We start from the raw sequence: 25,762 nt of genomic DNA, 5'->3' as shown, positions 1-25,762 counted from the left end.
CGGTTCTTTTGTTTTAACCAGAATAGCAGTTAAATCTTATTGTGCTTGTACAAACTCAGCAGATTTAACCCCTGCTTGACGGCCGAAAATAATGATTTCTGCTACAGAGTTACCGCCGATCCGGTTTTGACCGTGCAATCCACCTGTAACTTCACCAGCCGCATACAGGCCAGGAATAGCAGCGCCGTCTTTATTTAATACTTCTGTGTTCGTATTGATCTTCACGCCGCCCATGGTGTAATGAATCCCTGGGGCGATCTTAATAGCGTAGTAAGGACCCGCGGACAAATCGTTGTCCATCCCTGTTGTTCTGCCGAATTCAGCATCGTTCTTGTTCTTTACCGCGCTGTTCCAAGTATCAAGTGTCGCTTTTAGCTTATCGGCTGGAACACCGATTTCTTTCGCCAATGCTTCGATGGTATCCGCTTGGATTACGAAGCCCATTTTGTCATATTGTTCAATTGCTTTCACGCGTGATTTGACGCCGGAATCAAAGACAAGCGTTGCCGCTTTTTCAGGAAGTGCATTGATCGCTTCGGTAACTTTATCACGTGTAGTCAATTCGTTTACGAACCGTGTGCCTTCGCTATTTACGAGGATAGAACCTTCGCCGCGTACAGCTTCCCCGATCAGATAAGATTTTTCTTGTTGAACTGTCGGGTGAACCTGGATTTGATCCATATCAACGGTTGTTCCGCCTAGTGCCTCGATCATCTTGATGCCGTCTCCGGTGCTGCCGATCTGGTTAGTCGTAACGTATCCTTCCAGATCAGGTCTGACTTTAGAGATCATATCCATATCGGCACCGAAACCGCCAGTTGTTACAACAACTGCCTTCGCTGTAATGGTTTTTTCATCGGCCTGGTTAAAGAGTACTTTTACTCCGTCAACCTTACCGTCTTTTTGGGTAATTTCCTTCACATCTGCATTCACAAACAATGGAATTTCTTTTTCTTGTACGTTCTTAACCAAACCTTTGACAAGATATTGGCCTACCGCAGAGCCGTCTTCTGGACGATGGGTACGTTTTTCGTTCATACCGCCTGTAATTGTGATATTGTTCAGTCTGATTCCGATCGAATCCAACCAATCGATAGCACTTGCAGAATTGTCCACGAAGAAGCGAAGCATCTCTTTATCGTTCGTGTCATGCCCGCCCTTTAAGGTCTCTTCATAAAACTTATCATTGCTATCTTCAATGCTTTGCTCTTTTTGAAATTTCGTTTGGGAAGCGTTCATTCCTGAGGAGGATTTACTTGTATTCCCACCTGCAACTGGCATTTTTTCTAAAATAACCGGGTTCAAGCCTTTAGCCTTAGCTTCCAGTGCAGCAGACATACCCGCACCACCAGCACCAACAATAACGATATCATAATTATCTTTTAGTTGATCCATTGGTGTGTAGCTAGCCTCTGATGCGCCTGATACGGCTTCAGCTTTATCATTGTTAGCCGTCTCATTGACCTTACTCTTGTTCTCGTTGCCATTACTACTAGCTGTAGTGTTGCTATTACTGTTACCGCAGCCTGCGATCACGAGCATGACAGAGAGAATGAGAATAAGAGCAGCACTTGATGTCTTCTTCATCTTTATAACGCCCCTTTTGTGAATGTTTTCACATTTATGATAACGCAAAGATACTGTTTTGGGAAGTTTTTTATGTAATTAGTTATGGTTACTGTTACATTTTCATGAATATTTTCACTTTAAATTTTCATAAAAATTTTCAATTTCAATTACGAATCTGCTCACAATTAAGAAAGCCACCCTATCCAGGGCGGCTCTCTGACTTATTTTCTAATCAACGTTTTGAAACACAAATTTGGGTAGTATCTACTGTCTGCTCTCTTATGGTATATAAGCTATAACTTCAATTTCTACGAGCCCATCCTTAGGCAGACGTGCTACTTCAACAGCGCTGCGAGCAGGGTATGGCTGAGCAAAAAACCTTCCATAAATCTCATTCACCTTAAGAAAATCATTCATATCCTTTAGGAAAACGGTCGTCTTAATTACCTGGTCCATGCTTGTACCCGCCGCTTCCAGTATGGCTTTGACATTCAGCAACGACCGTTCCGTCTGTTCCTCAACCGTAGCAGGAAAAGTCCCCTTAACCGGGTCTAGTCCGAGTTGTCCTGAAGTATATAGGACATTCCCAAGCTTTACAGCTTGAGAGTAGGGTCCAATTGCACCTGGTGCATCCGTTGTTATTACAGTTTCTTTATGCATATTTGTCATTTTAAAAGACTCCTTTATCCAGCTTGTTCATTAGTGTTACCGTCATATTCCTTTAGCATTTCTGCCTGTTGCTCTGGCGTTAACTTTGCGATACCGAATCCCGTGAAGCCCCATATCGTCGCAAAGATTATTCCTGTCCAACAGAGAACAGCCCAAGGTAAATAATCTAGCGTTGCAACACCCAGCGTACCCGCCATATAAGCACCTGCAGCTGTCCAAGGCAGAATAGGCTCGGTAATCGCCGCTGAATCCTCGATGGTACGTCCCAAGTTCTTCGGATGCAAGCCCCGACGGATATATGCTTCACGCAGCATTTCACCTGGCATTAAGATGGATACCTGACCATTACTTGTAACTCCGATCATCGTAAGACCTGTAACAATTGTTGCTACGATCATTGAACCTGTGGAATGGACGAACTTCAAAAGCTTATTAACAATCAATTCCAAGGACTTCGTCAGAGATATGGTTCCAGCGAACGTGATTGCACAGAAGCAAATGAGAAGTGTACCCATCATGGAGTTCATTCCGCCACGATTTAGAAGACGGGGTACATCTTCAATAACGTTGGCAGAATCAAACCCAGCTACTTGAACCATAGAAATATTAAATCCATTAACAACAGAAGATACGACATCATTCAAAGTAAATCCCTGGAATACAAGTGCGTTAGCCATAGCGAACATAGAAGAAATCAGCATGACCGGTATTGTCGGTTTCTTCGTGATTGAACCATACAAGATGATTAATACGGGTACTATAAGCAGCAGATTAAAGTCATAAATGGTATTCAACGATCCCATAATTGTTCCAACCTTCTCCGGAACAATAGCACCTGCGGCATCTGTGTTTAGGCCTGTGATAATAAAAACAACGCTTGCGACAATAAAGGAAGGAATTGTGGTATACAATAAATGTCCAATATGCTCATATAGATTGACACCTGTTGCTAACGCCGCAATATTCGTTGTGTCTGAAAGCGGTGACAATTTATCACCAAAATAAGCACCTGCAACTACAGCACCAGCCACTGCTGCCAGGTTTGAATCCATACCCGCGCCGACACCCATAAAAGCAACCCCGATCGTTCCCGCTGACCCCCAAGATGTGCCCGTACAAAGCGAAACGGCAGCTGTCGCAATAAATGCGGTAATAAGCAGAAATTGTGGACTAATAATTTTCAATCCATAGTAAATCATCATCGGAATCGTTCCACCAACCATCCATGCCCCAATCATAAAACCAACCATGATCAGAATAAGAATGGCGGGCATCGTTTTCGCGATCTTACCAGCGATAGATTCTAGTATGTCGTTATAGCTATAACCAAGAATAATCGCGATAATACCAGCAACAACCGCTGAGGTAATAATAAGTGGTTCTGGTGGTAATTCAAACAACACATACCCTAAACTAAGTAACACAATCATCGTAATAATCGGCAATAGCGCTAAGAACATCGTCGGCTGTTTCTTGACTCTTGGTGTTTCTGATTTGGACATGATTATTCTCCCCCTTGATACGGATCTGAGAAAGGCTACTAACGAGGTCTTTCAAGGTCATTGATAAAGAGTTTTTTATTATGAATTTTTTAATGGATAGGCTCGATACAGCCGATGAAAAGCTTCTTGTAACATGGGCAATGGCGTTGCAATATTTAAGCGAATAAAGCCTTCTCCTGATGCCCCAAAACCTGTTCCAAAGCTCACACTAACCTTAGCATCGGACTCAATCCACTGCTTTAGCTCTGCTTCGTTGGTGCTAATTGTCCTACAATCCACCCATAATAGATAAGTTCCTTCTGACTCGATCACGCGAAGCTCAGGCATATATTCAGCTATATAAGCTTTCACCCAATCGATATTGGCCGTGATATACCCTCGTAATTCTTCCAGCCATTCATCGCATTCCGTATAAGCCACTTCTAATGCAGGTACTGCAAAAAAGGTTGGGTTATGACAGCCTGCTTGCTGTAAGCAATGTCTGAATTTCTCACGCAGCTGATCATTCGGAATCACGATGTTAGCAATTTCAAGGCTTGCAAGATTGAAGGTCTTCCCTGGGGAAGTACAGATAAAGGATCGCTGCTCTGCCTCAGTCGATATCTTTCCGATTATCGTATGCTCATGGCCTTCATGGATAAAATCGGCATGAATATCATCCGATACAATATAAGCATCATACTTTGTACACAAGCTAACGATTCGTTCTAGTTCAGCTCGTGTCCATACTCGTCCAACCGGATTATGCGGTGAGATGAGCAGTACAATTTTAACCCCTGCTTGCATCCGCAACTCCATATCAGCAAAATCGATCTCATAACGCCCGTTCACCTCACGAAGTGGACTTTCCACTAATACGCGGTTATTTAGTTCTACTGATTTAGCAACCGGCTGATAGGCTGGAGTATGGATTAACACTTGATCACCTGGTTGAGTGAAGTTCTGAATGATCAGAGAAACCGCTTGCACAATACGAGGGCAAAACACGATCCATTCTTGCGGAACCTCCCAATCGTAAGCTTTTTTAATCCATCCCTGAACTGCCTCATAATAAGGTGGAAAAGGATCGGTATATCCATATATGCCATGCTTCGCCATCTCCGTTACTCGCTCAATCACCTGTGGAGGGGCTTGAAGATCCATATCCGCGACGGAAAGCGCTATCATTTCTCTGCCCAAAACTTGCGCCATACCATCCCATTTAGCGCAATTGGTCCCATATCGGCTAACAACCTTATCAAAGTCAATTGTCATCTAGCCCACTTCCTCTCTTGAGAGTTCTGTTTATTCTCACTTAATTTTTTGCAAATAACGATAAACTGTTGGCTCAGATATCATCAAGGTCTTAGCGACTTGAGAAACTCCACCTTTAAGTAGAAACACGCCCTGCTCGTTAAGTACTTTCACAAGTTCAATCTTCTCTTTCGAGGACAATCGCTCTGCCGGGACATTAATTTTACCGAGCACCGAATCAATCATGTGCTGGAGCAGGTCATCTACGTTTCCTTGTAAATACTCTTCCGTCTGCTTCTCTACAACCTCTTGTTGTGGTATTAACGGTACTGGTGGAAGTGTTGATCCTCCTTGCAAAATGTTTTGTATCCACTCAGCTGCAACCTCCATATGCGTGACATCAATGTTAATACACATCATACCGACCAATTCGCTGCTGCTGTTTTTAATATAATAAGTAGCGGAGCGAAATACCTGACCTTGCGAACCACGCGCTTTATAGTTAGCAATAAACGGTTGCTCACGGTAGGACTCATCTTTCAACAGCTTAAGCACGAGATCTGTTGAACTATCGCCTACTTTACGCCCACTAATGTATCCGTTCTCAATAAAAATAATTGAACGCTCTGGATTGCTTATATCATGAATAACAACCTCACATTTTGAACCTATAATTGAAGCAATAAAAGAAGCGATTGGAAAATAGGACTCCAGGCAGCTGCGATCTTCTAACATGTGAGCATCTCACTCCTTTCGTTTTACGTCTTTTCTATTTTGATAATAATTTATTATCTTGATAAGATTTTATTACAACATTCTTAAAAAAGCAATCAGTAATATATTGGAATTGTTCCAGCCAATATTCTCTCTTAAATACTTAGGGCATATTTCCTGTAAAGCGATAACAAAAAAAGTCTTTCACTATTTCTACAAATTGCAGAAATAGTGAAAGACGATATTTACTGCTGTATCTTATTTCCTAATCATAGCTCGATACACGAATTTAGGAAGAACTGCTTGCCTGCGCCAGCGCGACTTTTGTCCTTTGGCCACAGGTGCGAATAAGAGTCGATGCAGCCACTCCAAATTGAGTTTCTTCCATATCGCAGGGGCTGGAGTCACTTTTCCCGCTATAACATCCAAGCTTCCCCCCACGCCAAACACAACCTTAACCTGAGAAAGCGCCTGTTTATGCTTAGAAACCCACTTGTCAGAGTATGGAGCCCCCATCGCGACAATCAGGAAATCTGGCTGTGCGTGCTGAATCTCTGCCACAATGGCCGGTTCCTCTTCTTTAGCAAGAAAACCATTATGTCTTCCGGCAATTTTCACATTCGGATATAGCTCTGTAATCTTTTCGACCGCTTTACAGCTGGTATGCTCATCCGTGCCTAAGAAATAAAAGCTCCAGCCCAGCTTATTCCCTTGTGCGAGCAGCTCAAGAAGTAGTTCATACCCCGTAACTCGTTCAGCTATAGGGTCACCTTTTCTTCTCGATGCCAGCACAATGCCAATCCCATCAGGAGTAATCAAATCTGCCTCATGGAGTATGGTTCGAAGCAGCTCATCCGATTGGCTTGTTATCGTAATTTCCGGGTTCGCCGTAATCAAATGAAATAGCTTCGGTTCTCCGGATTGAATATGTTTTGTTAGATGAAGTGTTGTCTCGTTTAGTGTTAGTTTTGAAAAAGGAACGCCTAATATAGAGACTGTCCCAGCCATTTAATCACCTCTTACTGAAAAGTTCATTCCAGTATACCTTACCGTAATCAAGAAGGATAGTCAGCGTCATTACTCCGTTTATTCCTCCAAAAACTTCCACCACTCTATTAACCAAGGTTCATCGATCCCCCGCAGGCGGAATTCCTCCAAAAGTATCTTTCGAAATTGTTTTTCCATTTTGACAAAATTATTGTCCTCCTGGTACATGGGAGCAAAGGATTCATCCTCTCTAAGATAACTCCAAAAATCGCCTGCACACTCCAAAATCTTTCGACCTACGACCGTTTGCTGCGCTACGGGAACAAGCCATTTGTCATAGGGATACGGATAACCTTCAATAGTGATTGCACAGCGTAAAGCCTCTTTATAAAGGGAAACCGCTAAGAACAAGATTGGAAAGGCGTCGCCACGAACTACAGGATTATCTAGACTTCTAGCATAGCTTCTTAGCTGTATGTATGAATTCTTACGAATTTTCATTAACACTTCAGATTGGAGTGGAACATAGGAATGAAAAAGTGACTTCAGATCCAGCAGATCGTAGTAAATATAGGACACTGATGCATTCCACAGCCATTCCATATCCCCGCTCATTAAAGCTTCTTTGATATCAGATATTTTATGGAGTGTATAATGCCCTGTCTTCCCACTCGGAAGCCTTAAATCCATAAAAAAACTACTGTGCTCCGGAATTAGCCCCGCTTCCTCGAACCGATGATTAATACTGTTGTAAGACTCATCCTCACAAATAATGATTATATCTACATCCGACTGCCCATCTACCACCCCGAGTGCGGTCGATCCATCTAGGATAATGCTTACCCTCTGACGATCTTCTTGCAATAACGGATGATTTAGGATCTCTTTCGTAATGAACTTTCCAATCTCCTCTAGTAATTCGCGATGAAGTAGCAACTTATCAGGTGTTAGTAAAATATCCGACAATACTGATTTCATCATCGTATCCATCAGCCTCCAATCGATCTCAATCCTCTTGTAAATATAGCGCTTACATTTAATCTGAAATGTGGATTTTGGAATATCATTCTATACTCTAGAGATACATCTTGCAACGATATATAGTACCCTTTTGCCCTTGCCCAAATATAATGAATCATCTAGTCATTTGAAGAGGGGGTTATATCATGGCGTTACCCACCATCATAACCACAGTTCCTACATCCGTACCTGTCGGAGATATTGAGGTAAATCCCATCACCAATCGGGTATACTTCGTAAATCCTAACACTACAGCCGGAACTGTTGGTGTATTAAGTACCCTGACCAATCGGATCATTGCAACCATACAAGTAGGTAGATTTCCGCTCAAGCTTGCCATCAACCCAAGAACAAACCGTGTGTACGTCACTAACTTCCGCGATGGAACGGTATCTGTAATTAGCGGACGGACAAACCGTGTAATCAAGACCCTCCAAGTGGGCAGGAACCCTGATAGTGTTAACGTTAATGTTCGAACGAACCTGATTTATGTGTCGAGTGCCTCTGGCATCGTAACCGTCATCGATGGCAGATCGAACTGCATTCGGACTACTATCCAGATCGGCGGCCGCCCTTCCGCTATCGTCATTAATAAACGTACCAATCGCATTTATGTAACGAATACGATAAACAATTCCGTATCTGTCATTAACGGTAGTACACAAACTGTAATAGCAACCATCAAGGTTGGCAACAACCCAGTAATCACACCTGCGCTAAATCCGATTACGAACCGTATTTATGTAGCGAACAACTTAAGCCGCTTTCTTTCCGTGATCAATGGCCGCACCAACAAGCTCCTCAAGAATGTACAGCTTGGACGGTTACAAAGCGAGGTCATCCTTAATCCGCTTACAAACCGTGTTTACGTGTCCAGTGCTCAACAGGTTAAACAAGGGAAGCTTTTTGTGCTTAATGGAAATACCAATAAAGTGATTGCAACTAGAGTGTTATCTTCCTCCTCCAGCACATTCATCAACCCGATTACAAATCATTTATTTGTCAGTAATTTCAATAAGAACAGAATGTCCGTGTATAACGCCAGTACGTTTAAAAGAATCGCGGTATTCCCCTCCGTAACAGGCGTAAACATCGCACTTAATCCACTAACGAACAGGTTATATGTCGCAAACGACAATTCCATCACAGTCATTCAGGATGGTCCAAGATTAACACATCATTATAAGTAATCTTTACTTTCTTATATTTGCAAAAAAAGGCGCTTCACCTATAAGGTGAGCGCCTTTTTGAATATAGACTAATGCGTTGTAACTTGCTTAGCAGCTACTTTCTTTGCAGTCACTTTCTCTTCTGCCGTTTCCTTAGGCTGTACACCTCTTTTAATAAAGAAGGCTAGAATAAATGCAATAATCGCTACGCCTACAGATACCAAGAATGCATCGTTAATTCCTTCAATAGTAGCTTTCGCAATGACTTGATTTTGTATACCAAGCAATTGGTCTGCCGAAGGTTTAGCCGTTAATTTACTTACAGCATCAGCGACCATATCTTTCACATGTGAAGTGGTACTGTTAGACATAATGGTTACGAGCAGTGCCCCACCTATCGCCCCTGATACTTGCTGAATCGTACTGTTCATAGCTGTACCATGCGGCGTATATTTGGCTGGGATAGAATTCAAACCATTGGTCATAACTGGCATCATCACCATAGAGATCCCGAACATTCTCACCGAATATAGAATCATGAGGGTCGAATATTTAGTCGTTTCAGTCAGATCACTAAAGAAATACGTACTAATCACTACAATCGCTAGACCAATTAGCGCTAATACCTTACCGCCGAATTTATCGAACAATTTACCTGTGATTGGAGACATAACACCCATAATTAACGCACCAGGCAACATTAGAAGTCCCGAATCCAGTGGTGAAATCCCTCTAATATTTTGCAGGTAAATCGGCATTAGCATCATCGCTGAGAACATTGCCATATTCAGTGTAATCGAAATCGCTGAGGATAAAGCGAACATCGGATATTTGTACACTCTGAAGTTAAGCATAGGCTCCTTCATCTTCATTTGGCGCATAATGAAGATCACTAATCCAATCGCTCCGATAATAAGCGCGGAGTAGACCATTGGATCATCCCATCCTTTGTTCCCAGCAGAACTGAAGCCGTATAGGAGACCCCCGAAACCAATCGCTGATAGAACTACAGATAAGAAATCAATCTTAATAGCCACATCTTTTTTAGGATCATGCAATTTGAAGAAGGCCAGAATGAACACCAATACGGCGATTGGGGCAATCATAAAGAATAGTACAGGCCATTCATAGTGCTGAATAATCCATCCAGATAATGTAGGTCCGATAGCTGGTGCAAAAATCATAACCAGCCCGAACATCCCCATAGCTGAACCACGTTTCTCAGGTGGAAAGGTAGTGAACAACACATTCATTAATAATGGCATCATGATCGCAGCCCCTGAAGCCTGAACCATTCTGGCGATCAGCAACACAGGGAAGCTTGGTGCTAATCCGCCGATAAAGGTTCCTATCGCAAATAATCCAATCGCGATTAAGAACAACCGTCTCGCGGTATACTTTTGAATCAAAAAAGCTGTTGAAGGAATCATGATCCCGTTCACCAGCATATAGCCCGTTGATAGCCACTGTACCGTTGAGGCACTGACATTAAAATCCTTCATAATCGATGGTAAAGCTATATTGAGTAGGGTATTACTCAGTAAAGCAACAAATGCACCAATCATGAGGATTGCCAATATCCCGTAAGATGCTTTACTTTCTTTTGCTTTCATTTTGGAATCCTCCATTCTATAATCATACTAACGGTTCAAAATTGAACTCGTGTTATAATCCGGTGTAGAATATATTACTCCCTTATTTCTCGCTTGGCAAGACAAAAATCACTTAAAATTGAAATTGTATTAAGTGGAAATATACGCTAGTCTATATTGGAACAAAGAGTTCAGCTTAAAGGGGCACCTCAGATGATAAATAAACGAAAAGAGCAAGTGGTTCATAAAGCGCATGAATTATTTATTGAAAAAGGCTACCACGCCACATCCATTCAGGATATTTTGAATCATAGCCGGATCTCCAAAGGATCTTTTTATAACTATTTCCCTTCAAAAGGGGATCTCTTTAAGGCTGTATTTACGTCCATTCACGATCGACTTGAAGAAGGGCGAAATTCCCTGCTCATAGGTCAAGATCCTTCTGACATTAAGATATTTGCCGAGCAGATTCAGCTGGTCATGAAAATCAATAAGAAAAATAAATTGTTACAGCTCGTAGAAGATGCTTTGGTCTCCAATGACCCAGACTTAATAACGTTTATCAAAAAAACAAAGTTCAACCTCCTTACCTGGGTACATGAACGTTTCCTTCATATTTTCCCTGAGGATAAGAAACCCTATTTACTGGACGGAGCCATCATTTTTACAGGAATTCTACAAAATATGCTACAAATCAACAGTGCTATGAATGAAGTCATCACCTCTAAGCAGATCATTGATTATTGCACTACGCTTATCCAAACCATTGTTGAAGAAGTAAGTCAAATGGGCATTCAACTCATCTCACCAGAGCATGTGGGCAAATTATTACCCGCAGCGGAATACAGTGATTTTTTCAATAATGATTTATCCTTTGCGACCATCAGCTTAAAAAAAGTAATAGAGAGATCATTTACAACTGGTGATGCGAACCTCACTAATTATCTAAAGCTGTTATACTTTATCCAGGAAGAAATCATGAACAACAAGGAACCGAGACAGTTCTTAATCGAAAGTGCTCTGCTATCCTTAAGAACATGTCCTAATCTAAATGAAGCCAAAGAGTTTAAGCATTATCAGGATGTATTATCTAAAATGCTGTAAAGCTAACTAAAAGTGTGGTGAAGCATTTGTTCAAGCTATTATTAATCGAAGACGATTCAACGCTGTTTAATGAGATCAAGGAGCGACTTACCCAGTGGTCTTATGATGTGTATGGCATTCAAGATTTCAGCAATGTCACGCAGGAATTTATAGAGATCAAACCTGATTTAGTCATCATCGACATCCAATTACCTAAATTTGATGGGTTTCATTGGTGCCGAATGATTCGTTCCCACTCTAACCTTCCGATTATCTTCTTATCATCCCGGGATCATCCTACGGATATGGTAATGTCGATGCAACTTGGAGCCGATGACTATATTCAAAAGCCCTTCCATTTCGATGTACTCATTGCCAAAGTACAAGCGATTCTTCGGCGCGTCTACAATTACAACACGGATAACCTTGAGCTCAAGACATGGTGTGGAGCAACCGTGGATTATGAGAGAAATGTATTGACGCATGATATGGGATCGATTGAGCTTACGAAAAACGAGATCTTTATATTGAAATTGCTTATTGAGAAAAAAAATAAAATCGTCACCCGCGAGGAATTAATCAATAGCTTGTGGGATGATAAACGTTTTATAAGTGACAACACCCTTACCGTCAACGTAAACCGGCTGCGAAAAAAGCTGGATGAGATAGGCTTAGGTAGTTTCATTGAAACGAAAGTAGGACAAGGGTATATGGCCATCGAAGAGGAAGCACTATGATTAAAAAGTATCTCTTGGAAAGAAGTAGCTGGATCCTACTAGTCCTCTTTACCAATCTTTTTATACTTTTTGTCACCTATATGGATTCATCAATCCCATTCTCTTCAGTTCTCTATCTGGTCTCCTTGTCGATGCTTTTTTTTGTGATGTTCTTAATCCTTCGCTATCCCAGAGAAACCAGGTTCTATAAAAGCTTGGTTGAGCGAGATGATGATCTGGATGTAACGAGTATCGCCACCCCCGAAAGCCCGTTTGAGCATATTATTGAAGAGAGTATTATCAATCAAGCTAAATGGTTAAAACAGGCTGCCTCGAACAATCAAATGACGTTAGAACAGGAAAAAGATGAACTATTATCGTGGATTCATGAAGTGAAGACCCCTCTGACAGCGATGCATTTAATGATTGAGCGAATCGAAGATGATGTAATGAGGAAACATCTGACCTATGAATGGCTGCGCATACATCTTCTGCTGGATCAACAGCTACATCAAAGGCGAATTCCCTTTATCGAAAATGATCTGTATATAGAACATATCGATTTAGAAACGCTTATATTCGGGGAGATTAAGACGTTGCAATCCTGGTGTATTCAGAAGGGGATCGGCTTTGAGCTGAACTTGGAAGTAGCTGAAGTGCTTAGTGATGCCAAATGGCTGGCTTTTATTATCCGACAACTACTAACCAACGCCGTAAAATATAGTGAGGCTTCAGATATTGCAGTGAGTAGCTATCAGCAAGCTGAGCATATCGTTCTTAAGGTGAAGGATGGCGGGCGCGGGATAGATCCCAAGGATCTGCCTCGGATATTTGATAGAGGATTTACTTCCACCACCGTGCATCGCGACAATGCCGCCACAGGTATGGGATTATATTTAGCCAAAAAAGCGGCGCAATCCTTGTTGATCGTCATCGGAGTTGAGTCGAGGCTCGGATCAGGAACGACGTTCACTTTAACCTTTCCGCTTAAAAATGAATTTGTGAAGCTCTCAAGCGTGTGACAACAATGTCACATGCTTTTTTATTTTGTTCGGGCAATCGAAGGATAAGAACGACAAAGCCTTTTATAATAAAGCTATACAAAAAGAACGAGTATAAAAAGGGAGTGAATCATTATGGTAATTCTTGAAGCCACTAAAATTCATAAAAGCTACGGAAATAAATTAAACAAACAATCCGTGTTGAGTGGACTGGATATTTCTATAGAAGAAGGCGAATTTGTTGGGATCATGGGCTCTTCCGGTTCAGGAAAGACCACCCTACTTAACGTTCTCTCGTCAATTGATCAGATCAGCAACGGATCGATTACCATTGAGGGTACTGAAATTTCTAATATGAAAGAAAAGCAATTAGCTGAATTCCGGAAAAATCATTTAGGATTTATTTTTCAAGAATACAATCTCTTAGATACGCTGACGGTGAAGGAGAACATCCTGTTACCTCTATCCATTACCAACACCCCTAAGAAAATTGCCAATGAGAAATTCGAAAACGTCGCGAGGGAGCTGGGGATTTTAGAGTTGAAAAATAAGTACCCGAATGAAATCTCTGGGGGTCAAAAACAACGCACCTCTGCAGCTAGAGCCTTCATTCATGATCCAAGCATTATTTTTGCTGACGAACCTACAGGAGCCTTGGACTCTAAATCTGCTTCTGATTTGTTAAACAAGCTGAGTGAACTAAATCAAAGACGAAAAGCAACGATCGTTATGGTTACACATGATCCAGTGGCAGCTAGCTATTGCAGTAGAGTTATTTTTATAAAGGATGGTACGATCTATACGCAATTAAATAAAGGAGAACAATCAAGACAAGTCTTCTTTAATGACATCATAAAAACACAAGGTGTACTGGGTGGTGTGCAGAATGAGCATTAATGTACTGATGCTTCGAAATCTGCGAAAAAACATCAGAAATTACTATCTGTATGTATTTGCTCTCGTTTTTAGCGTGGCCTTATATTTCGCCTTTGTTACGTTGCAATACGATCCCTCGATGGATGCAGTAGAAGGCTCGATCAAAGGTGGCGCAGCAATCAAGGCTGCCTCGGTCTTACTGGTCGCGATTGTATCCATTTTCCTGTTATATGCAAACACTATCTTCATCAAACGCCGGGGAAAAGAAATTGGTCTGTTCCAGTTAATAGGGATGACCAAAAGTAAAATATTCCGAATCCTTTCGGCAGAGAATTTCATCCTATATTTTGGTTCTTTAATTCTAGGAATAGCCGTGGGCTTTTCTATTTCCAAATTAATTCTTATGATTCTTTTTAAAATAATGGGGATCGATGCGATAGCATCCCTTCGTTTTTCTACCCCAGCCCTGGTTCAAACGCTGATCGTATTCTTTGTAATCTATCTTTTGATCATGCTGATGAATTATGGATTTATTAAAAGACAAAGCATTCTATCCTTATTCCGGGTGACCTCAACCACAGAAGGCAACGTGAAAAAGCTGTCCTTCTTTGAAATGATTATAGGGATCGTTGGGATTGGATTGATTCTGCTTGGCTATTCGATTTCATCTCGATTATTTAGTGGAGACTTAACATCAATGACTGAGCTATCTATATCCATGATCACTATTCTGGCTTCAGTTATCATCGGGACTTATCTTTTTTATAAAGGCTCGGTAAGCTTTATCTTTCATCTCATTCGTAAAAAGAAAAACGGGTATCTGAATATTAAAGAGGTGTTGTCTCTCTCCTCCATTATGTTCCGAATGAAATCAAATGCCGTACTGTTAACCATCATTACAACGGTATCAGCTCTGGCGCTGGGTTTATTATCCTTGAGTTATATTTCGTTCTACTCTGCTGAGAAAAGTGCGAAGCTCTATGTTCCGTCAGATTTTATTCTTACGGATATCCAGGATGCTAAACAATTTAAAGAGGCATTAACGACTGAAAATTTGCTGTTTACGGAAAAAATAACCGAAGTCATTCAAGTGGATGTAAATATAGAGAAGATTCTGGCAGAAAATTCCAAGTCGCTCGGTATGATGTCGAATAATATGACTCTTCCCGTCATCAGTGAAAATTCGCTGGAGGGCATTGATCTATCCCCTGATGAGGCCTATTTTACGAAGACAAGTAGTGCAATGGAGAATCTGATTTCTATGAAGGACCAGGGTGGCATTGAATTCAAGGGACAACATGAAGTCATTCCGCAGTTTTATAAAAGAATTGATATGGAAGCCCCCGTTTTATACAATTTCACAGGTGGTGGCTTACCCCTTGCTATTGTAGACGACACGACCTTTGAACGCTTAAAGAAGGATCTAGATCCAGCCCTTCAAAGAAAGTCCTCTCTTAATATCGGCATCGATATGAAAGAACGGGCAAGCGTTGAGCAGGCTAATGAGCTTTTTCAGAACATGAAATTTGCAAAAGGCCACATAACCGACTCTCAACTGGAGACGATGAACAATCAAAAGCAAACTATGGGACTTATCATGTTTATCGTGGCCTTTCTGGGGTTAACGTTCCTGATTACCTCTGGATGCATTCTTTACTTTAAACAAATGGATGAAAGTGAGAATGAAAAGCCCAACTACACGATCCTCAGAAAGCTTGGTTTCACGCAAGGGGATCTGCTTAGAGGGATTCAGGCGAAACAATTATTTAATTTTGGGATTCCATTAGTCATTGGATTGCTTCACAGTTACTTCGCCGTAAAATCAGGATGGTTCTTCTTCGGTACAGAGCTCATGACACCGATGATTCTGGTGATGCTGCTATACACCGCTTTGTATTCGATTTTTGCAGTGCTATCCGTGTTCTATTATAAAAAGGTAATTAAAGAGTCACTTTAAAAAAAGAGGGGTTCCACAAGCCAGCATGGCTTAGGAACCCCTTGTTGTTATCATACCTCTATCTCCTATCTCCTATCTTCATATTCAATTCTAGTTAACCCGTAGAAGACTATATCCTCGAATTTATCCCATTTTAAAATATGCCGTTTAAATTCTCCTTCAAATCTCATTCCAGCTTTTTTCATAACGTTAGAGGAGGCAGGATTTCTAGTCATTGCCGCTGCCCATATTTTATTTAATACGAGGTCTTCAAATCCAAAATCAATTAATCGCTTAGCTGCTTCAGTCGCATAGCCATCTCCCCAAAAAGATCTTCCTACCCAATAAGCAAGCTCACCTCTTTGATGCGATTTGTCTATATTTAGACTCATACAGCCTATTAAGGTATTACTCACTTTACTAATTAAAGCAAAAGGAAATCCTTCCCCTTCGTCTGCGCTCTTCCTACAGGCACCAATCCATGATTCAGCCACTCCATCAGGGTATGGATGAGGAATAGACAGCGTTGTTCTAGCTACTTCTATATCCCCAGCAAGCTCTTGAACTTTACTTGCATCTGTGGATTGAAACGGTCTTAGTATTAACCTTTGTGTTTCAAATGTAGGTTGCATAGAAAGTACCTCTCACTATTGGATTTTCAATAGATTATATTACAATTGTTGGATATTGCAATACATATATCAGCTATTCACAATCCCCAATACGAATCCATCATACCCTTTACTTCCCACTGTCTGAATGGCAGTAGCCGAAATCTTAGGCTCTTCAGCCAACAGATCATAAAATTCCCGTACGCCTACTACACGAGGATCTTTGCTATTCTTGTTAATGATCTCGCCTTCACGAATCACATTATCGCCTATAATCACTGTACCGGGCCGGGAAAATTGAAGCGCCCACTGTAAATAGTTAGGGTTGTTGGGTTTATCGGCATCAATGAATATAAAGTCAAAGGGTTCCACACCCTCTTGTTTCATCTGAGACAATTGCCCCAAAGCATCGCCTATACGAAGTTCTATCAGATCATCTACCTGAGCAAGCGCGAAATTGGCCCCAGCCACCTGAGCATGCGATGGATCTAGCTCCAAGGTAACGATATGTCCGTCAGACGGGAGCGCCCTTGCCATCCAAATTGTACTGTATCCACCCAAAGTGCCAATCTCCAGAATCCGGCGTGCACCTTTCATTTGAACCAATAGGTTAAGGAATTTACCCTGACTAGGTGAGACATCAAAGGGCGGCAGTCCTGCCTGTTGATTCGCGGACAACACTTCCTCCAGCACGGAGTCCTGCGGAATTAGACGTTCTGTAATGTACTGATCGACTTTATCCCATGTAGTCGGTTGATTCATATTTATCACTTCTCCTTTGGTTTTAATTACTTTACTGAAAAGAACACTCCAACCCACAATTAGGGATCGTTCGTACCTACGAGGAGTGTTTGGACTTCCGGCCGCTGTTGTCTTCAGATTTCTTTAATTTACTAATTGATAGTGGGTGAAATCCAAAGACAAAGGCGGTCGCTAACGCTCCTACAGTTCCAAACCTCCTCTTCGTTACTCCCTTTCCCTAACTAAAGATTTAAGTCCAAAATACAAGTTCATATTCAACTTCAACTTCAAGTTCAACTTCAACTTTATACCTGTATTGTAAATCAGTTATAATCATAAATATAATATATCTTTAAAACTAAACTATATATTATATATATGAATTAAACGATAACAGATAGGAGCTTATCATGAATCTACATGCTTTACGCTTATTCCATGTGATCGCATCAACGGGTAGCGTGACACGCGCCTCAGAAACTTTAAATATCAGTCAGCCTGCGATTACGGCTCAGATCAAGAAATTCGAAAAGGAAATATCCTTCACCCTATTTAAGCCTCAAGGTAGAGGAATTGCTTTAACGGATGCGGGTGAAGAGCTTGCTCTGCTCGCCAAAAGACTCTTTGCCGTTGAACAGCAGATCGAACAATTCGCGCATGATTACGTTAACGGCACGAATGGAAGTATCCGCCTAGCCTCGACGTATTTACCTGCTCATTTCCTTATTCCTACCTGGATCGCAAAGTTCAAGCAACAATATGAGCAAGTGGAAATGGTGATTACTACCACCAATTCAAGCGATGCCCTGAAGCAGCTGTTAAATGTAGACGTGGATATGGCGATTTACGGAGGGATTACCGAGGCCTATCCAGATACGATCCGGACAGAAGAGTTATTTCAGGATGAGTTATGGTTTGTGGTCGCACCCCATCACCCCTATGCAAATCTGCAAATTTCTTTATCCGAAATGATGAAGGAGCCCTTTGTCATGCGTGAGGAAGGGAGTTCGACGAGAGAGAGATTATTATCGTTATGCCGTACATATAATACGCCAGCTCCCACGATCTCTTTGCAATTTAACGGACTTCATGAAGCGATTCAAGCCGTTATCGCCGGGTATGGCGCCAACTTCGTCTCTTCACTCGTTGTTCGCGAATATGTTGAACGTGGAGAGTTATGCCGAGTTTATGTTAAAGGCATACATCTGAAGAACAGCATTGCGATCTGTACGCGAAAAAATGAACCGTTATCCGCCTCGGCGGCAAACCTTATTCAAATGATCCGCCTAAATCCTTATACCGTTTAGGATTTTTCAAAAAAAGACTGCTCTTTAGGCTGACTATATCCAGCCCGGAGAGCAGTCCTTGTAAGTACCGGCTTTATTGGAACGCCTTACGCTTGCTTCTTCTCCGTTAAATAGTACAAGAAGGCCAAGATCGGCAGCGCCAGACCAATCAAGCTGGTCAGACTCCAGCCTCCGTACGCATATGCCCAGCCGCCTAGTGAAGAGCCAACGGCTCCGCCTACAAAAAATATCGCCATAAATAATCCGTTTAAACGTCCTCTCGCCTCGTTGCCAAGGGAATAAATTGCCCTTTGTCCAAGCACCAGATTACCCGATACCCCCATATCCAGCATAATAGCTGCTGCAACCAGCAATCCGAGCGTCACTCTTGAATCATTCTGAAACAAGTAAGCAAGAAGAAAAGCCACAGCTGCCAGCACAAACGCAAGTCCGGTCAAAGGGCGGGTCCAGCCCCGGTCAGCCAATCTCCCAGCGATGGGAGAAGCGATAGCCCCAGCCACACCGGCCAGCGCAAACAAGGCAATGCCTTGCTGACTTAAATGATACGTATCGGCCAGATGCAAAGAGACCGTCGTCCAGAACAGGCTGAAAGCTCCAAACAGGCAAGCCTGATAAATCGCCCGGCGGCGTAACACTGGCGTACTCTTCAGTAAAGTACCTAGAGAACGGATCAATCCGCCATAATTCATTGTAGGCACAGGTTGACGCTGCGGCAGCACACGGGACAATAGAAGTGTTAATAAGGCAATCACTACGGCGGATATGGCATAAATCGCATGCCAACCCCACAATCCAGAGACAAAGCTGGCCAGTGGCCGGGCGAACATAATACCGAGCAGCAGCCCACTCATTACATTACCGACCACCCGGCCGCGCTGCTCTTCAGCAGCCAGAAAAGACGCATACGGCACAAGAATCTGGGCAGCTACGGAACCGAGACCAATGAACAGGGATGCTCCCAAAAAGATCGCTGCATTCGGAGCTAGTGTGGCTGCTACCAGTGATACCACCACCATAGCCAGCGACACCACTGTCAGGCGGCGATTCTCAATAATATCGCTAAGCGGTACTACGAACAAAAGTCCAAGAACGTATCCTACCTGGGTCAAAGTTACAATCAGACCCGCTGCCCCAGAAGAAAGCTGCGTAGCTTGGGCGATCTGTCCGATCAGGGTTTGGGCGTAATACAGATTGGCCACAATTAGTCCGCAGGAGGCCGCTAATAGAAATATAATCCATCCAGGGATCGTCTTTCCTTCCGCATGCTCCATCGCTGAATTCACTGAACTTCCTGAACTTACAGGATTCATTCGTCTTCCTTGATTCATAATTTCTCCACCCTTCGATTCTAAATACTGAACGCAACGTTCATTAATTAGTTTAAATATATACTGAACGTTCAGTTTTGTAAATAGGCGATTGGCTACTTCACATAACCTTTTGTATAATGAACGTATAGTTTCTTTTTAGATCGCAAGTTAAATAAAGGATAGATTAATCGGGAGGGATCTCTGATGGATAAAAAAAGAGGACGGCCGCGCAATAGCGAAGCCGAGGCTTCTATTCTGGCAGCATCGTATGATCTATTGCTGGAGACCGGATTTGGGGCGGTGACCGTAGAGAAAATCGCGGAACGGGCTAAGGTAAGTAAAGCGACCATTTATAAATGGTGGCCTAACAAAGCAGCTGTGGTCATGGACGGCTACCTCTCTGCAGCATCCGCAAGATTGCCAGTGCCGGACACCGGTTCGGTCATGGATGATATTATGATCCATGCTACAAATCTGGCTAGTTTTCTTCGCAGCAGAGAAGGAAAGATCATTACCGAGTTGATCGGCGAAGGTCAATTTGATGCCGGCCTTGCTGAGGCCTATCGTGCGAGGTTTTTCGCTCCCCGCCGCCAAGAGGCGCGACAGTTGTTGGAGCGTGGGGTGACCCGAGGCCAATTAAAAGCGGATCTGGATATTGGGATCACGATTGATCTGCTGTATGGACCAATATTTTATCGGCTTCTGATCACAGGGGATGAGCTAGACGAAGCTTTTGTGAAATATTTGATCACCTCTGCCTTTGAGGGCATCAAAGCATAACGAGCATAAAAGCCTTTGGCGAAACTTATACTTTCTTATATTTTAAAAAGCCATCCTTTGCAGGATGGCCTATCACTTATATTTACACCGTTCGATCCAAATTAACTTCAAACGTGTCTCCAGTTACATAATCCATATACCTCGTATTCCCATCGTAATCCAAATAAGCTTGATAACGGGTACGAATAGCCGGTTGTGTAATCCAATCAAGCACTTTCTCTTTTGCCACCCACATCACTTCAGAGGTTTCCTCCGAGGTACATAATTCCCCACCCACGGGCTTGCAGATAAAATCAAACATGACCTTGGTAGGAACATCGGTTACACCGTCATACCATTTATGAATGCCTGTATTGGAATACACACCAATCAATTGAGATACCGTGACATCTATTCCACTTTCCTCTTTAATCTCTCGAATTAATGCATCCACCAGGTTCTCTCCGACCTCTACTTGTCCACCAGGAAATACCCATCCACCATCATGCGTCTTTACTAAAAGGATATCTCCTTGTTCATTTTCTGCGAATCCACCTGCCGCTACAATATGTGTTGGCCAAGCCATAGACTGCACCTCTTTTTAAAAGAGGTTAACAATTTAATCAGCATTTGTAAACGATATTTTTCTATTCCATAACGCTTTAAAAGCTTCGCAATGTTCTATTAAATCATCAAACTTTCCTTCACCCACGACCGAGCCTTGGTCCACTACCAGTATCTTATCAACGTCTTTTATAAAATTTAGTCGGTGGGCAACAATAATGATGGTTTTATCCTTAAATTCCTGCAAAATCGTCTCCATAAGGCTTTGCTCCGTAATATTATCAAGTGCAGAAACAGGTTCATCTAGAATTAGAATGTTTCTTTTCTGAGCAATGATTCTAGCAAAAGCTAATCGCTGTCTCTCCCCGCCTGATAATTTAACCCCTTTTTCACCTACCAAAGTATCTAAACGATCCGGTAATTGGCTTACCTTTTCCTGCAGATGAACCTTTTCCAAAATCTCATACAACTCTTCATCGGACAAGGAATGCTCATCAAATATAATATTGTCCCTAATCGTAGCGTCAAAAATCGGCGTGTCTTGTGATAAGTAAGAGATATGATCATAGTAGCTATCCAGATGGATCTCATCGATATCCTTACCGTCCAATAAGAGTTCACCTTTGTCCTTTTTTAATAAGCCTACGATTAACTTAATCAGAGTTGATTTCCCGCCCCCACTTAATCCGACAATAGCAACGGACGTTCCTCGCCCAACGGAAAAACTCAGGTTGTTCAGAATTCCCACATTACCATAGTTAAAAGATACATCCCTAAATTCAATATTACCGTGGATCTCAGTGATAACTTCTCCTCGTTCTAGATTCTTATCTTCTGGGGCATGAATAAACTCTTCAAATCTCTTGTAGGTCACTCTATTCAGTCTGTAATCTACAAAGAGGACATTGAAGATAGCAATCGGCGAATAAATCTTATCAATAAACATAAACAAAGCGACCACAACACCAAGTGACGTCTCACCTACGACAATGCTTTTCACACCGTAAATTAAAACAACGACTTTAATAATCGTGACAAACAACTCGAATATCGCGAAAAAAGCTTCATGGATCATTTGTAACTGAGCATTTTTTTGAATGATAGTGCGTGCAGTCTGGCTTAATTTATCGATCTCTTTCTCATATCTTTTGTTCGTTCGGAAGACGACTAATTCCATAAATCCACGGATAGAGAATCTGGACATCTTTTCTTGTTCCTGTAGAATGGCCGCCTTCCTCGCATACAGAAATTTCAACAGCAGATTCGTTATCAAAAAGACGACCACATAGCCAGCAGCAATCACTACCATGATCCTTAAATCATAGAAACTGATAAAGATAAGACTGAACAGAAGAGTGGGCAATAACTCATGTAATGTTTTGAGGAAAAAGGAGAAAATCATGCTGTTTCCAGCCGCTGCTCCATTCTCGATCACTTTAATCATCTGACCTGTGCCCATATCCTGATAGGCTTGATAGTCGATTTTGGATATTTTAGATAGTGCAAGTATCTTTAACCTCTCCGTTATACTGTTCGATAAATACACACTAGGGTATTCATCCACATAATTTAGGATCACCACCCCAGCCAGCAAAAGGCCGTACACCAAGATTAAATTAAATAGCTCACCAAAGCTGTTGATCACCGTGACCTTGTCTAATATTTTTTGAAACACTACAATGCCTAAACTACTCAGCAGTTGAATAGTAAAACCCAATAAAATATAACCGCATATCCACCATTTCAGGTGAGCTAGACTCTTTTTCAACATATCGTTAATCCCCTATCTTTTAATTGAATGCAAAAAAGCCAGGCAACCCCACCATCCAACTGTAAAAAACCATCCACAATTAAACGGTTCTCAAAGTTAAATAGGTTAAGTGCCTGGCTCTATACAAAAAGCTGCCTATGGCACCGTTCAAAGCTCTAGTTAATGTAATCAAAAGGGTAGACTCCCCCCTTGATAGCTGGTACGCGTTTGACCCAGCCCGATAACTAGTTACTTCGAACGATACGGAAAGACATCCATTTCACCCCAATTAAAAGAATTGTTCCTATTATAATTCTCTAATCCATATATTTCAAGAATTACGTTTGACGATACGTAGTCCTGCCACTTGGCCCACCTTATATCCTTCATGCGAAGCGAACTTGATCGTAACCGCTGATTTGCTCCTCGTGATCGTCTGCGGAAGCTCGTAACGAATGGTCTCCAGCTTGTTCATCTCTTCAGACTCAAGGACGCCTAGCCCAAGTTGCTCCCCATCTGCCGTAATATCGAAGGCCACCGAAGTATCGTTGGACTTCAAATACGTTACTACCAGATCTACTTGCTCCTCTGGCAAGACTTCCATCGTGAAGGAGAACCAGCCATTGATCCAGCTGTCGCGATACTTGCGGTTGTAGATTTTTCCTAAGCCTACATACTCTCCTTCGAAATTATGGTCGCGTTCGGGCTGCATTTCAGCAGGTTGTATCGAATCGACGGTTAGCTGCTCAAGCAGCAAATTCTTCTCTACGGCCTCGCGATATTCAACCTCTACCAGCTTCCATTCCTCTGGCGTGAACAAATCCCAATACACCGAATAACGATGATCATGCATAGGGTAGAACGGACGAAGCTCATGGTCTCCTGCATATCCTAAACCTTTCATCCGGAACACATTTTTGCTAACGTTAGACTGAATCAAGCTATCCGTTAGCGTCTCGCGATCTCCAATTAATACAGAAGTAAGGGCACGATCACTGCCTAGCTCAGCATTTATAGGTCCAAAATCACCTGCAAGCACAAGCGGTCCATAGAGGAATGCAATTCGGTTTGGATTATCCGGCATGGACTCGATTCTTACCGACATCGGAATATCATATTCGACAACGTCCCCATCCTGCCATACTCTATCCAAAGCTAGGTAGCTGGATTTGCCCACATTCACTTGAATGTCTTCACCATTTACTTTAACGCTCATGCCTTGCTCAGCCCAGTAGGGGTATCTTAGCTTCAATGTGAATTTAGTTGGTTTCTCCGTGCTGATACGCAGGGTGCCTAGTCCCTCTTCAGGGAACTTGGTCTCTTGCTTCAAACTAATGCCTTGCTCTTTCCAAGTCACTGTTGAAGGTGCGTACTGATTCACATACAGCTCATCTTCACTATGGAAGTAAATCGCTGAGCCATACATAGAATGGCTTTCCATTCCTGAGCCTACACAGCATGTAAAGCTCTCAAACTGGGAGTTGAACGACTTATTTCCACCCATTTCGAGGGATACAAAATAACACACACGTCCATCAACCGGCTCCTGAGAAGCTAGGATATGGTTATACATTGCACGTTCGTAGTAATCCGCATATGCGGCATAAGCATCCCACTGGAACATATGCTTGGTCAGCTTCAGCATGTTGTAGGTATTACACGTCTCACATGACCCCTCTCCCAATCGGTCGTTCAGCTTATCCGGTTCGCCGAAATGCTCATTATAGCTGTTGCCGCCAATCACGTATGAATGATGATTCACGACCCGATCCCAGAAGAAGCGGGAAATACCTGCATAATGCTCCTGCCCTGTTACCTCATATTGTCTAGCAGCTCCAATGATTTTTGGAATCTGTGTATTAGCATGTCTTCCAGCTAGGGTATCTTTTTCTATAGCAAGATCATTTAGCACTTCCCCATGATAAAAGCTTTCCGCTAACGTGAGGAAACGGTCATCGCCAGAATCCTCTGCCAAATCTGTGAGGACTTCATTCATACCGCCGAATTCACAACGCAGCACCTCTTGGATCTGATCTTTATTCAGCCCTGCAAAAATATCTTCAAGCCACATTCCAAGCTTCGTTTCAATAACGAGCGCCTTCTGATTTCCGGCCAATCGATAAGCATCACGAAGTCCCGCAAACAGCTTATGCATCGTGTACAGCGGTACCCAGCCACCGTTGAGGTCAAAGCCCTGTGAGCGAATGTCGCCTACCTTCACTTCCTCAAACAGCTCTTTGCCACGAGGAATCCCGGAAATGAAGCCATTACCATGCGCATCCTGACAATGCTCCAATTCGTCTACTACATAATTCACGCGGGTGAGCAGCTCTTCATTCCCTGTAGAGGCATACATTAACGCACATCCAGAGATATAATGGCCTAGCGTATGGCCGCTAATGCCTTGAGATTCCCAGCCTTCATAATGAGCAGCCTTAGGCTCTAAGCCAGCATATTGGCGAAAACGCGACAGAAGCCGATCTGCCTCAAGCTTGAGTAAATAATCCGTATTTAACTCCATCGCATGGAGAAGTGGACCTGAATCAATGCGTACATTCTGCAAATCAAAAGCTTGCGTCTTCAATGAAATCGCTCCCTCGCAATCTTGTCAGGGTGATATGACAAGTGTATATTTGTATCCATAAGATAACAT

General features: G+C 42.4%; 22 protein-coding genes. 8 read left to right on the top strand and 14 right to left on the bottom strand.

From position 1 onward, the window contains the following. Positions 1 to 36: 36 nt before the first annotated feature. The 7 genes from ACQKMP_RS19270 to ACQKMP_RS19240 form a co-directional block, all read right to left on the bottom strand. Positions 37 to 1,587 carry a flavocytochrome c gene (locus ACQKMP_RS19270; RefSeq protein ID WP_042184362.1) on the bottom strand — a complete coding sequence of 517 codons (1,551 nt, stop codon included), beginning with the start codon at positions 1,585 to 1,587 and terminating at the stop codon, positions 37 to 39. A gap of 261 nt (positions 1,588 to 1,848) precedes the next feature. Then, complete coding sequence (locus ACQKMP_RS19265; protein WP_427470488.1) at positions 1,849 to 2,238, bottom strand: RidA family protein; 390 nt, start codon at positions 2,236 to 2,238, stop codon at positions 1,849 to 1,851. 14 nt (positions 2,239 to 2,252) lie between these two features. Then, the gene (nhaC, locus tag ACQKMP_RS19260; RefSeq protein ID WP_339799941.1) at positions 2,253 to 3,740 is read right to left on the bottom strand and encodes a Na+/H+ antiporter NhaC; all 1,488 of its coding nucleotides are present in this window, start codon (positions 3,738 to 3,740) and stop codon (positions 2,253 to 2,255) included. A gap of 78 nt (positions 3,741 to 3,818) precedes the next feature. Then, positions 3,819 to 4,994, bottom strand: coding sequence for a MalY/PatB family protein (locus ACQKMP_RS19255; protein WP_427470486.1), 1,176 nt, complete (start codon positions 4,992 to 4,994; stop codon positions 3,819 to 3,821). Positions 4,995 to 5,030: 36 nt separating this feature from the next. Beyond that, positions 5,031 to 5,708: a helix-turn-helix transcriptional regulator gene (locus ACQKMP_RS19250; RefSeq protein WP_042184354.1), complete on the bottom strand. Its 678-nt coding sequence runs from the start codon at positions 5,706 to 5,708 to the stop codon at positions 5,031 to 5,033. Positions 5,709 to 5,945: 237 nt separating this feature from the next. Next, entirely contained in the window at positions 5,946 to 6,695 is a 750-nt protein-coding gene (locus ACQKMP_RS19245) for a WecB/TagA/CpsF family glycosyltransferase (protein ID WP_427470483.1), read from the bottom strand. Positions 6,696 to 6,773: 78 nt separating this feature from the next. After that, entirely contained in the window at positions 6,774 to 7,655 is an 882-nt protein-coding gene (locus ACQKMP_RS19240) for a nucleotidyltransferase domain-containing protein (protein WP_427470481.1), read from the bottom strand. A gap of 185 nt (positions 7,656 to 7,840) precedes the next feature. Between ACQKMP_RS19240 and ACQKMP_RS19235 the strand changes: the two genes are divergently transcribed. After that, entirely contained in the window at positions 7,841 to 8,884 is a 1,044-nt protein-coding gene (locus tag ACQKMP_RS19235) for a YncE family protein (RefSeq protein ID WP_339268378.1), read from the top strand. A 68-nt stretch (positions 8,885 to 8,952) separates the two neighbouring features. On the opposite strand, the gene ACQKMP_RS19230 is transcribed toward ACQKMP_RS19235, so the two are convergent. Then, complete coding sequence (locus ACQKMP_RS19230; RefSeq protein WP_076285163.1) at positions 8,953 to 10,476, bottom strand: DHA2 family efflux MFS transporter permease subunit; 1,524 nt, start codon at positions 10,474 to 10,476, stop codon at positions 8,953 to 8,955. 192 nt (positions 10,477 to 10,668) lie between these two features. Here ACQKMP_RS19230 and ACQKMP_RS19225 point away from each other — a divergent pair, with 192 nt between their 5' ends. From ACQKMP_RS19225 to ACQKMP_RS19205, 5 genes are all read left to right on the top strand, one after another. Next, on the top strand, positions 10,669 to 11,559 hold the full coding sequence (locus ACQKMP_RS19225; RefSeq protein WP_256716355.1) for a TetR/AcrR family transcriptional regulator: 891 nt from the start codon (positions 10,669 to 10,671) through the stop codon (positions 11,557 to 11,559). Positions 11,560 to 11,585: 26 nt separating this feature from the next. Further along, the gene (locus tag ACQKMP_RS19220; RefSeq protein WP_042193184.1) at positions 11,586 to 12,275 is read left to right on the top strand and encodes a response regulator transcription factor; all 690 of its coding nucleotides are present in this window, start codon (positions 11,586 to 11,588) and stop codon (positions 12,273 to 12,275) included. Next, complete coding sequence (locus ACQKMP_RS19215; RefSeq protein WP_339244465.1) at positions 12,272 to 13,276, top strand: sensor histidine kinase; 1,005 nt, start codon at positions 12,272 to 12,274, stop codon at positions 13,274 to 13,276. Before ACQKMP_RS19220 ends, ACQKMP_RS19215 begins: the two co-directional genes overlap by 4 nt. 114 nt (positions 13,277 to 13,390) lie before the next feature. Next, positions 13,391 to 14,152 (top strand): ABC transporter ATP-binding protein, encoded by a 762-nt coding sequence (locus ACQKMP_RS19210; protein ID WP_149646232.1) that lies wholly within the window; start codon positions 13,391 to 13,393, stop codon positions 14,150 to 14,152. Continuing rightward, positions 14,142 to 16,088, top strand: a complete 1,947-nt coding sequence (locus ACQKMP_RS19205; protein WP_427470477.1) for an FtsX-like permease family protein — start codon at positions 14,142 to 14,144, stop codon at positions 16,086 to 16,088. Before ACQKMP_RS19210 ends, ACQKMP_RS19205 begins: the two co-directional genes overlap by 11 nt. Positions 16,089 to 16,153: 65 nt before the next feature. On the opposite strand, the gene ACQKMP_RS19200 is transcribed toward ACQKMP_RS19205, so the two are convergent. Together ACQKMP_RS19200 and ACQKMP_RS19195 are read right to left on the bottom strand one after the other, a co-directional pair. Then, positions 16,154 to 16,699 (bottom strand): GNAT family N-acetyltransferase, encoded by a 546-nt coding sequence (locus ACQKMP_RS19200; protein ID WP_427470475.1) that lies wholly within the window; start codon positions 16,697 to 16,699, stop codon positions 16,154 to 16,156. Positions 16,700 to 16,768: 69 nt separating this feature from the next. Then, positions 16,769 to 17,440: an O-methyltransferase gene (locus ACQKMP_RS19195; protein ID WP_427470473.1), complete on the bottom strand. Its 672-nt coding sequence runs from the start codon at positions 17,438 to 17,440 to the stop codon at positions 16,769 to 16,771. A 389-nt stretch (positions 17,441 to 17,829) separates the two neighbouring features. Between ACQKMP_RS19195 and ACQKMP_RS19190 the strand changes: the two genes are divergently transcribed. Beyond that, a complete protein-coding gene (locus tag ACQKMP_RS19190; RefSeq protein ID WP_427470471.1) occupies positions 17,830 to 18,726 on the top strand; it encodes a LysR family transcriptional regulator in 897 nt (298 codons plus the stop codon). Between the two features lie 86 nt (positions 18,727 to 18,812). Here the strand turns inward: ACQKMP_RS19190 and ACQKMP_RS19185 are convergent, their stop codons facing one another. Beyond that, complete coding sequence (locus tag ACQKMP_RS19185; RefSeq protein ID WP_427470678.1) at positions 18,813 to 19,997, bottom strand: MFS transporter; 1,185 nt, start codon at positions 19,995 to 19,997, stop codon at positions 18,813 to 18,815. A gap of 243 nt (positions 19,998 to 20,240) precedes the next feature. Here ACQKMP_RS19185 and ACQKMP_RS19180 point away from each other — a divergent pair, with 243 nt between their 5' ends. Further along, complete coding sequence (locus tag ACQKMP_RS19180; RefSeq protein ID WP_427470469.1) at positions 20,241 to 20,816, top strand: TetR/AcrR family transcriptional regulator; 576 nt, start codon at positions 20,241 to 20,243, stop codon at positions 20,814 to 20,816. A gap of 82 nt (positions 20,817 to 20,898) precedes the next feature. On the opposite strand, the gene ACQKMP_RS19175 is transcribed toward ACQKMP_RS19180, so the two are convergent. The 3 genes from ACQKMP_RS19175 to ACQKMP_RS19165 all read right to left on the bottom strand — a co-directional run bounded on the left by ACQKMP_RS19175 (position 20,899) and on the right by ACQKMP_RS19165 (position 25,693). Continuing rightward, positions 20,899 to 21,381: an NUDIX hydrolase gene (locus ACQKMP_RS19175; RefSeq protein ID WP_094869671.1), complete on the bottom strand. Its 483-nt coding sequence runs from the start codon at positions 21,379 to 21,381 to the stop codon at positions 20,899 to 20,901. A gap of 33 nt (positions 21,382 to 21,414) precedes the next feature. Then, the gene (locus tag ACQKMP_RS19170; protein WP_427470467.1) at positions 21,415 to 23,130 is read right to left on the bottom strand and encodes an ABC transporter ATP-binding protein; all 1,716 of its coding nucleotides are present in this window, start codon (positions 23,128 to 23,130) and stop codon (positions 21,415 to 21,417) included. 310 nt (positions 23,131 to 23,440) lie between these two features. Next, positions 23,441 to 25,693, bottom strand: a complete 2,253-nt coding sequence (locus tag ACQKMP_RS19165) for a beta-L-arabinofuranosidase domain-containing protein (protein ID WP_339244457.1) — start codon at positions 25,691 to 25,693, stop codon at positions 23,441 to 23,443. Positions 25,694 to 25,762 lie beyond the last annotated feature (69 nt).

The sequence above is a fragment of the Paenibacillus sp. NPDC101420 genome (assembly GCF_050277435.1).
In the GTDB taxonomy this organism is placed as follows: Bacteria; Bacillota; Bacilli; order Paenibacillales; family Paenibacillaceae; genus Paenibacillus_AQ.
Note: the sequence above shows the minus strand (reverse complement) of the source record. Positions and strands in the feature narration are given on the sequence as shown.

Excerpts from the sequence above, each read along its gene's own strand:
- ACQKMP_RS19230 (WP_076285163.1), bottom strand. The coding sequence starts at position 10,476 with ATGAAAGCAAAAGAAAGTAAAGCATCTTACGGGATATTGGCAATCCTC.
- ACQKMP_RS19185 (WP_427470678.1), bottom strand. The coding sequence starts at position 19,997 with ATGGAGCATGCGGAAGGAAAGACGATCCCTGGATGGATTATATTTCTA.
- ACQKMP_RS19205 (WP_427470477.1), top strand. The coding sequence starts at position 14,142 with ATGAGCATTAATGTACTGATGCTTCGAAATCTGCGAAAAAACATCAGA.
- ACQKMP_RS19265 (WP_427470488.1), bottom strand. The coding sequence starts at position 2,238 with ATGACAAATATGCATAAAGAAACTGTAATAACAACGGATGCACCAGGT.
- ACQKMP_RS19210 (WP_149646232.1), top strand. The coding sequence starts at position 13,391 with ATGGTAATTCTTGAAGCCACTAAAATTCATAAAAGCTACGGAAATAAA.
- ACQKMP_RS19270 (WP_042184362.1), bottom strand. The coding sequence starts at position 1,587 with ATGAAGAAGACATCAAGTGCTGCTCTTATTCTCATTCTCTCTGTCATG.
- ACQKMP_RS19225 (WP_256716355.1), top strand. The coding sequence starts at position 10,669 with ATGATAAATAAACGAAAAGAGCAAGTGGTTCATAAAGCGCATGAATTA.
- ACQKMP_RS19180 (WP_427470469.1), top strand. The coding sequence starts at position 20,241 with ATGGATAAAAAAAGAGGACGGCCGCGCAATAGCGAAGCCGAGGCTTCT.
- ACQKMP_RS19250 (WP_042184354.1), bottom strand. The coding sequence starts at position 5,708 with ATGTTAGAAGATCGCAGCTGCCTGGAGTCCTATTTTCCAATCGCTTCT.
- ACQKMP_RS19255 (WP_427470486.1), bottom strand. The coding sequence starts at position 4,994 with ATGACAATTGACTTTGATAAGGTTGTTAGCCGATATGGGACCAATTGC.
- ACQKMP_RS19200 (WP_427470475.1), bottom strand. The coding sequence starts at position 16,699 with ATGCAACCTACATTTGAAACACAAAGGTTAATACTAAGACCGTTTCAA.
- ACQKMP_RS19190 (WP_427470471.1), top strand. The coding sequence starts at position 17,830 with ATGAATCTACATGCTTTACGCTTATTCCATGTGATCGCATCAACGGGT.
- ACQKMP_RS19170 (WP_427470467.1), bottom strand. The coding sequence starts at position 23,130 with ATGTTGAAAAAGAGTCTAGCTCACCTGAAATGGTGGATATGCGGTTAT.
- ACQKMP_RS19235 (WP_339268378.1), top strand. The coding sequence starts at position 7,841 with ATGGCGTTACCCACCATCATAACCACAGTTCCTACATCCGTACCTGTC.
- ACQKMP_RS19195 (WP_427470473.1), bottom strand. The coding sequence starts at position 17,440 with ATGAATCAACCGACTACATGGGATAAAGTCGATCAGTACATTACAGAA.
- ACQKMP_RS19175 (WP_094869671.1), bottom strand. The coding sequence starts at position 21,381 with ATGGCTTGGCCAACACATATTGTAGCGGCAGGTGGATTCGCAGAAAAT.
- ACQKMP_RS19240 (WP_427470481.1), bottom strand. The coding sequence starts at position 7,655 with ATGATGAAATCAGTATTGTCGGATATTTTACTAACACCTGATAAGTTG.
- nhaC (WP_339799941.1), bottom strand. The coding sequence starts at position 3,740 with ATGTCCAAATCAGAAACACCAAGAGTCAAGAAACAGCCGACGATGTTC.
- ACQKMP_RS19245 (WP_427470483.1), bottom strand. The coding sequence starts at position 6,695 with ATGGCTGGGACAGTCTCTATATTAGGCGTTCCTTTTTCAAAACTAACA.
- ACQKMP_RS19215 (WP_339244465.1), top strand. The coding sequence starts at position 12,272 with ATGATTAAAAAGTATCTCTTGGAAAGAAGTAGCTGGATCCTACTAGTC.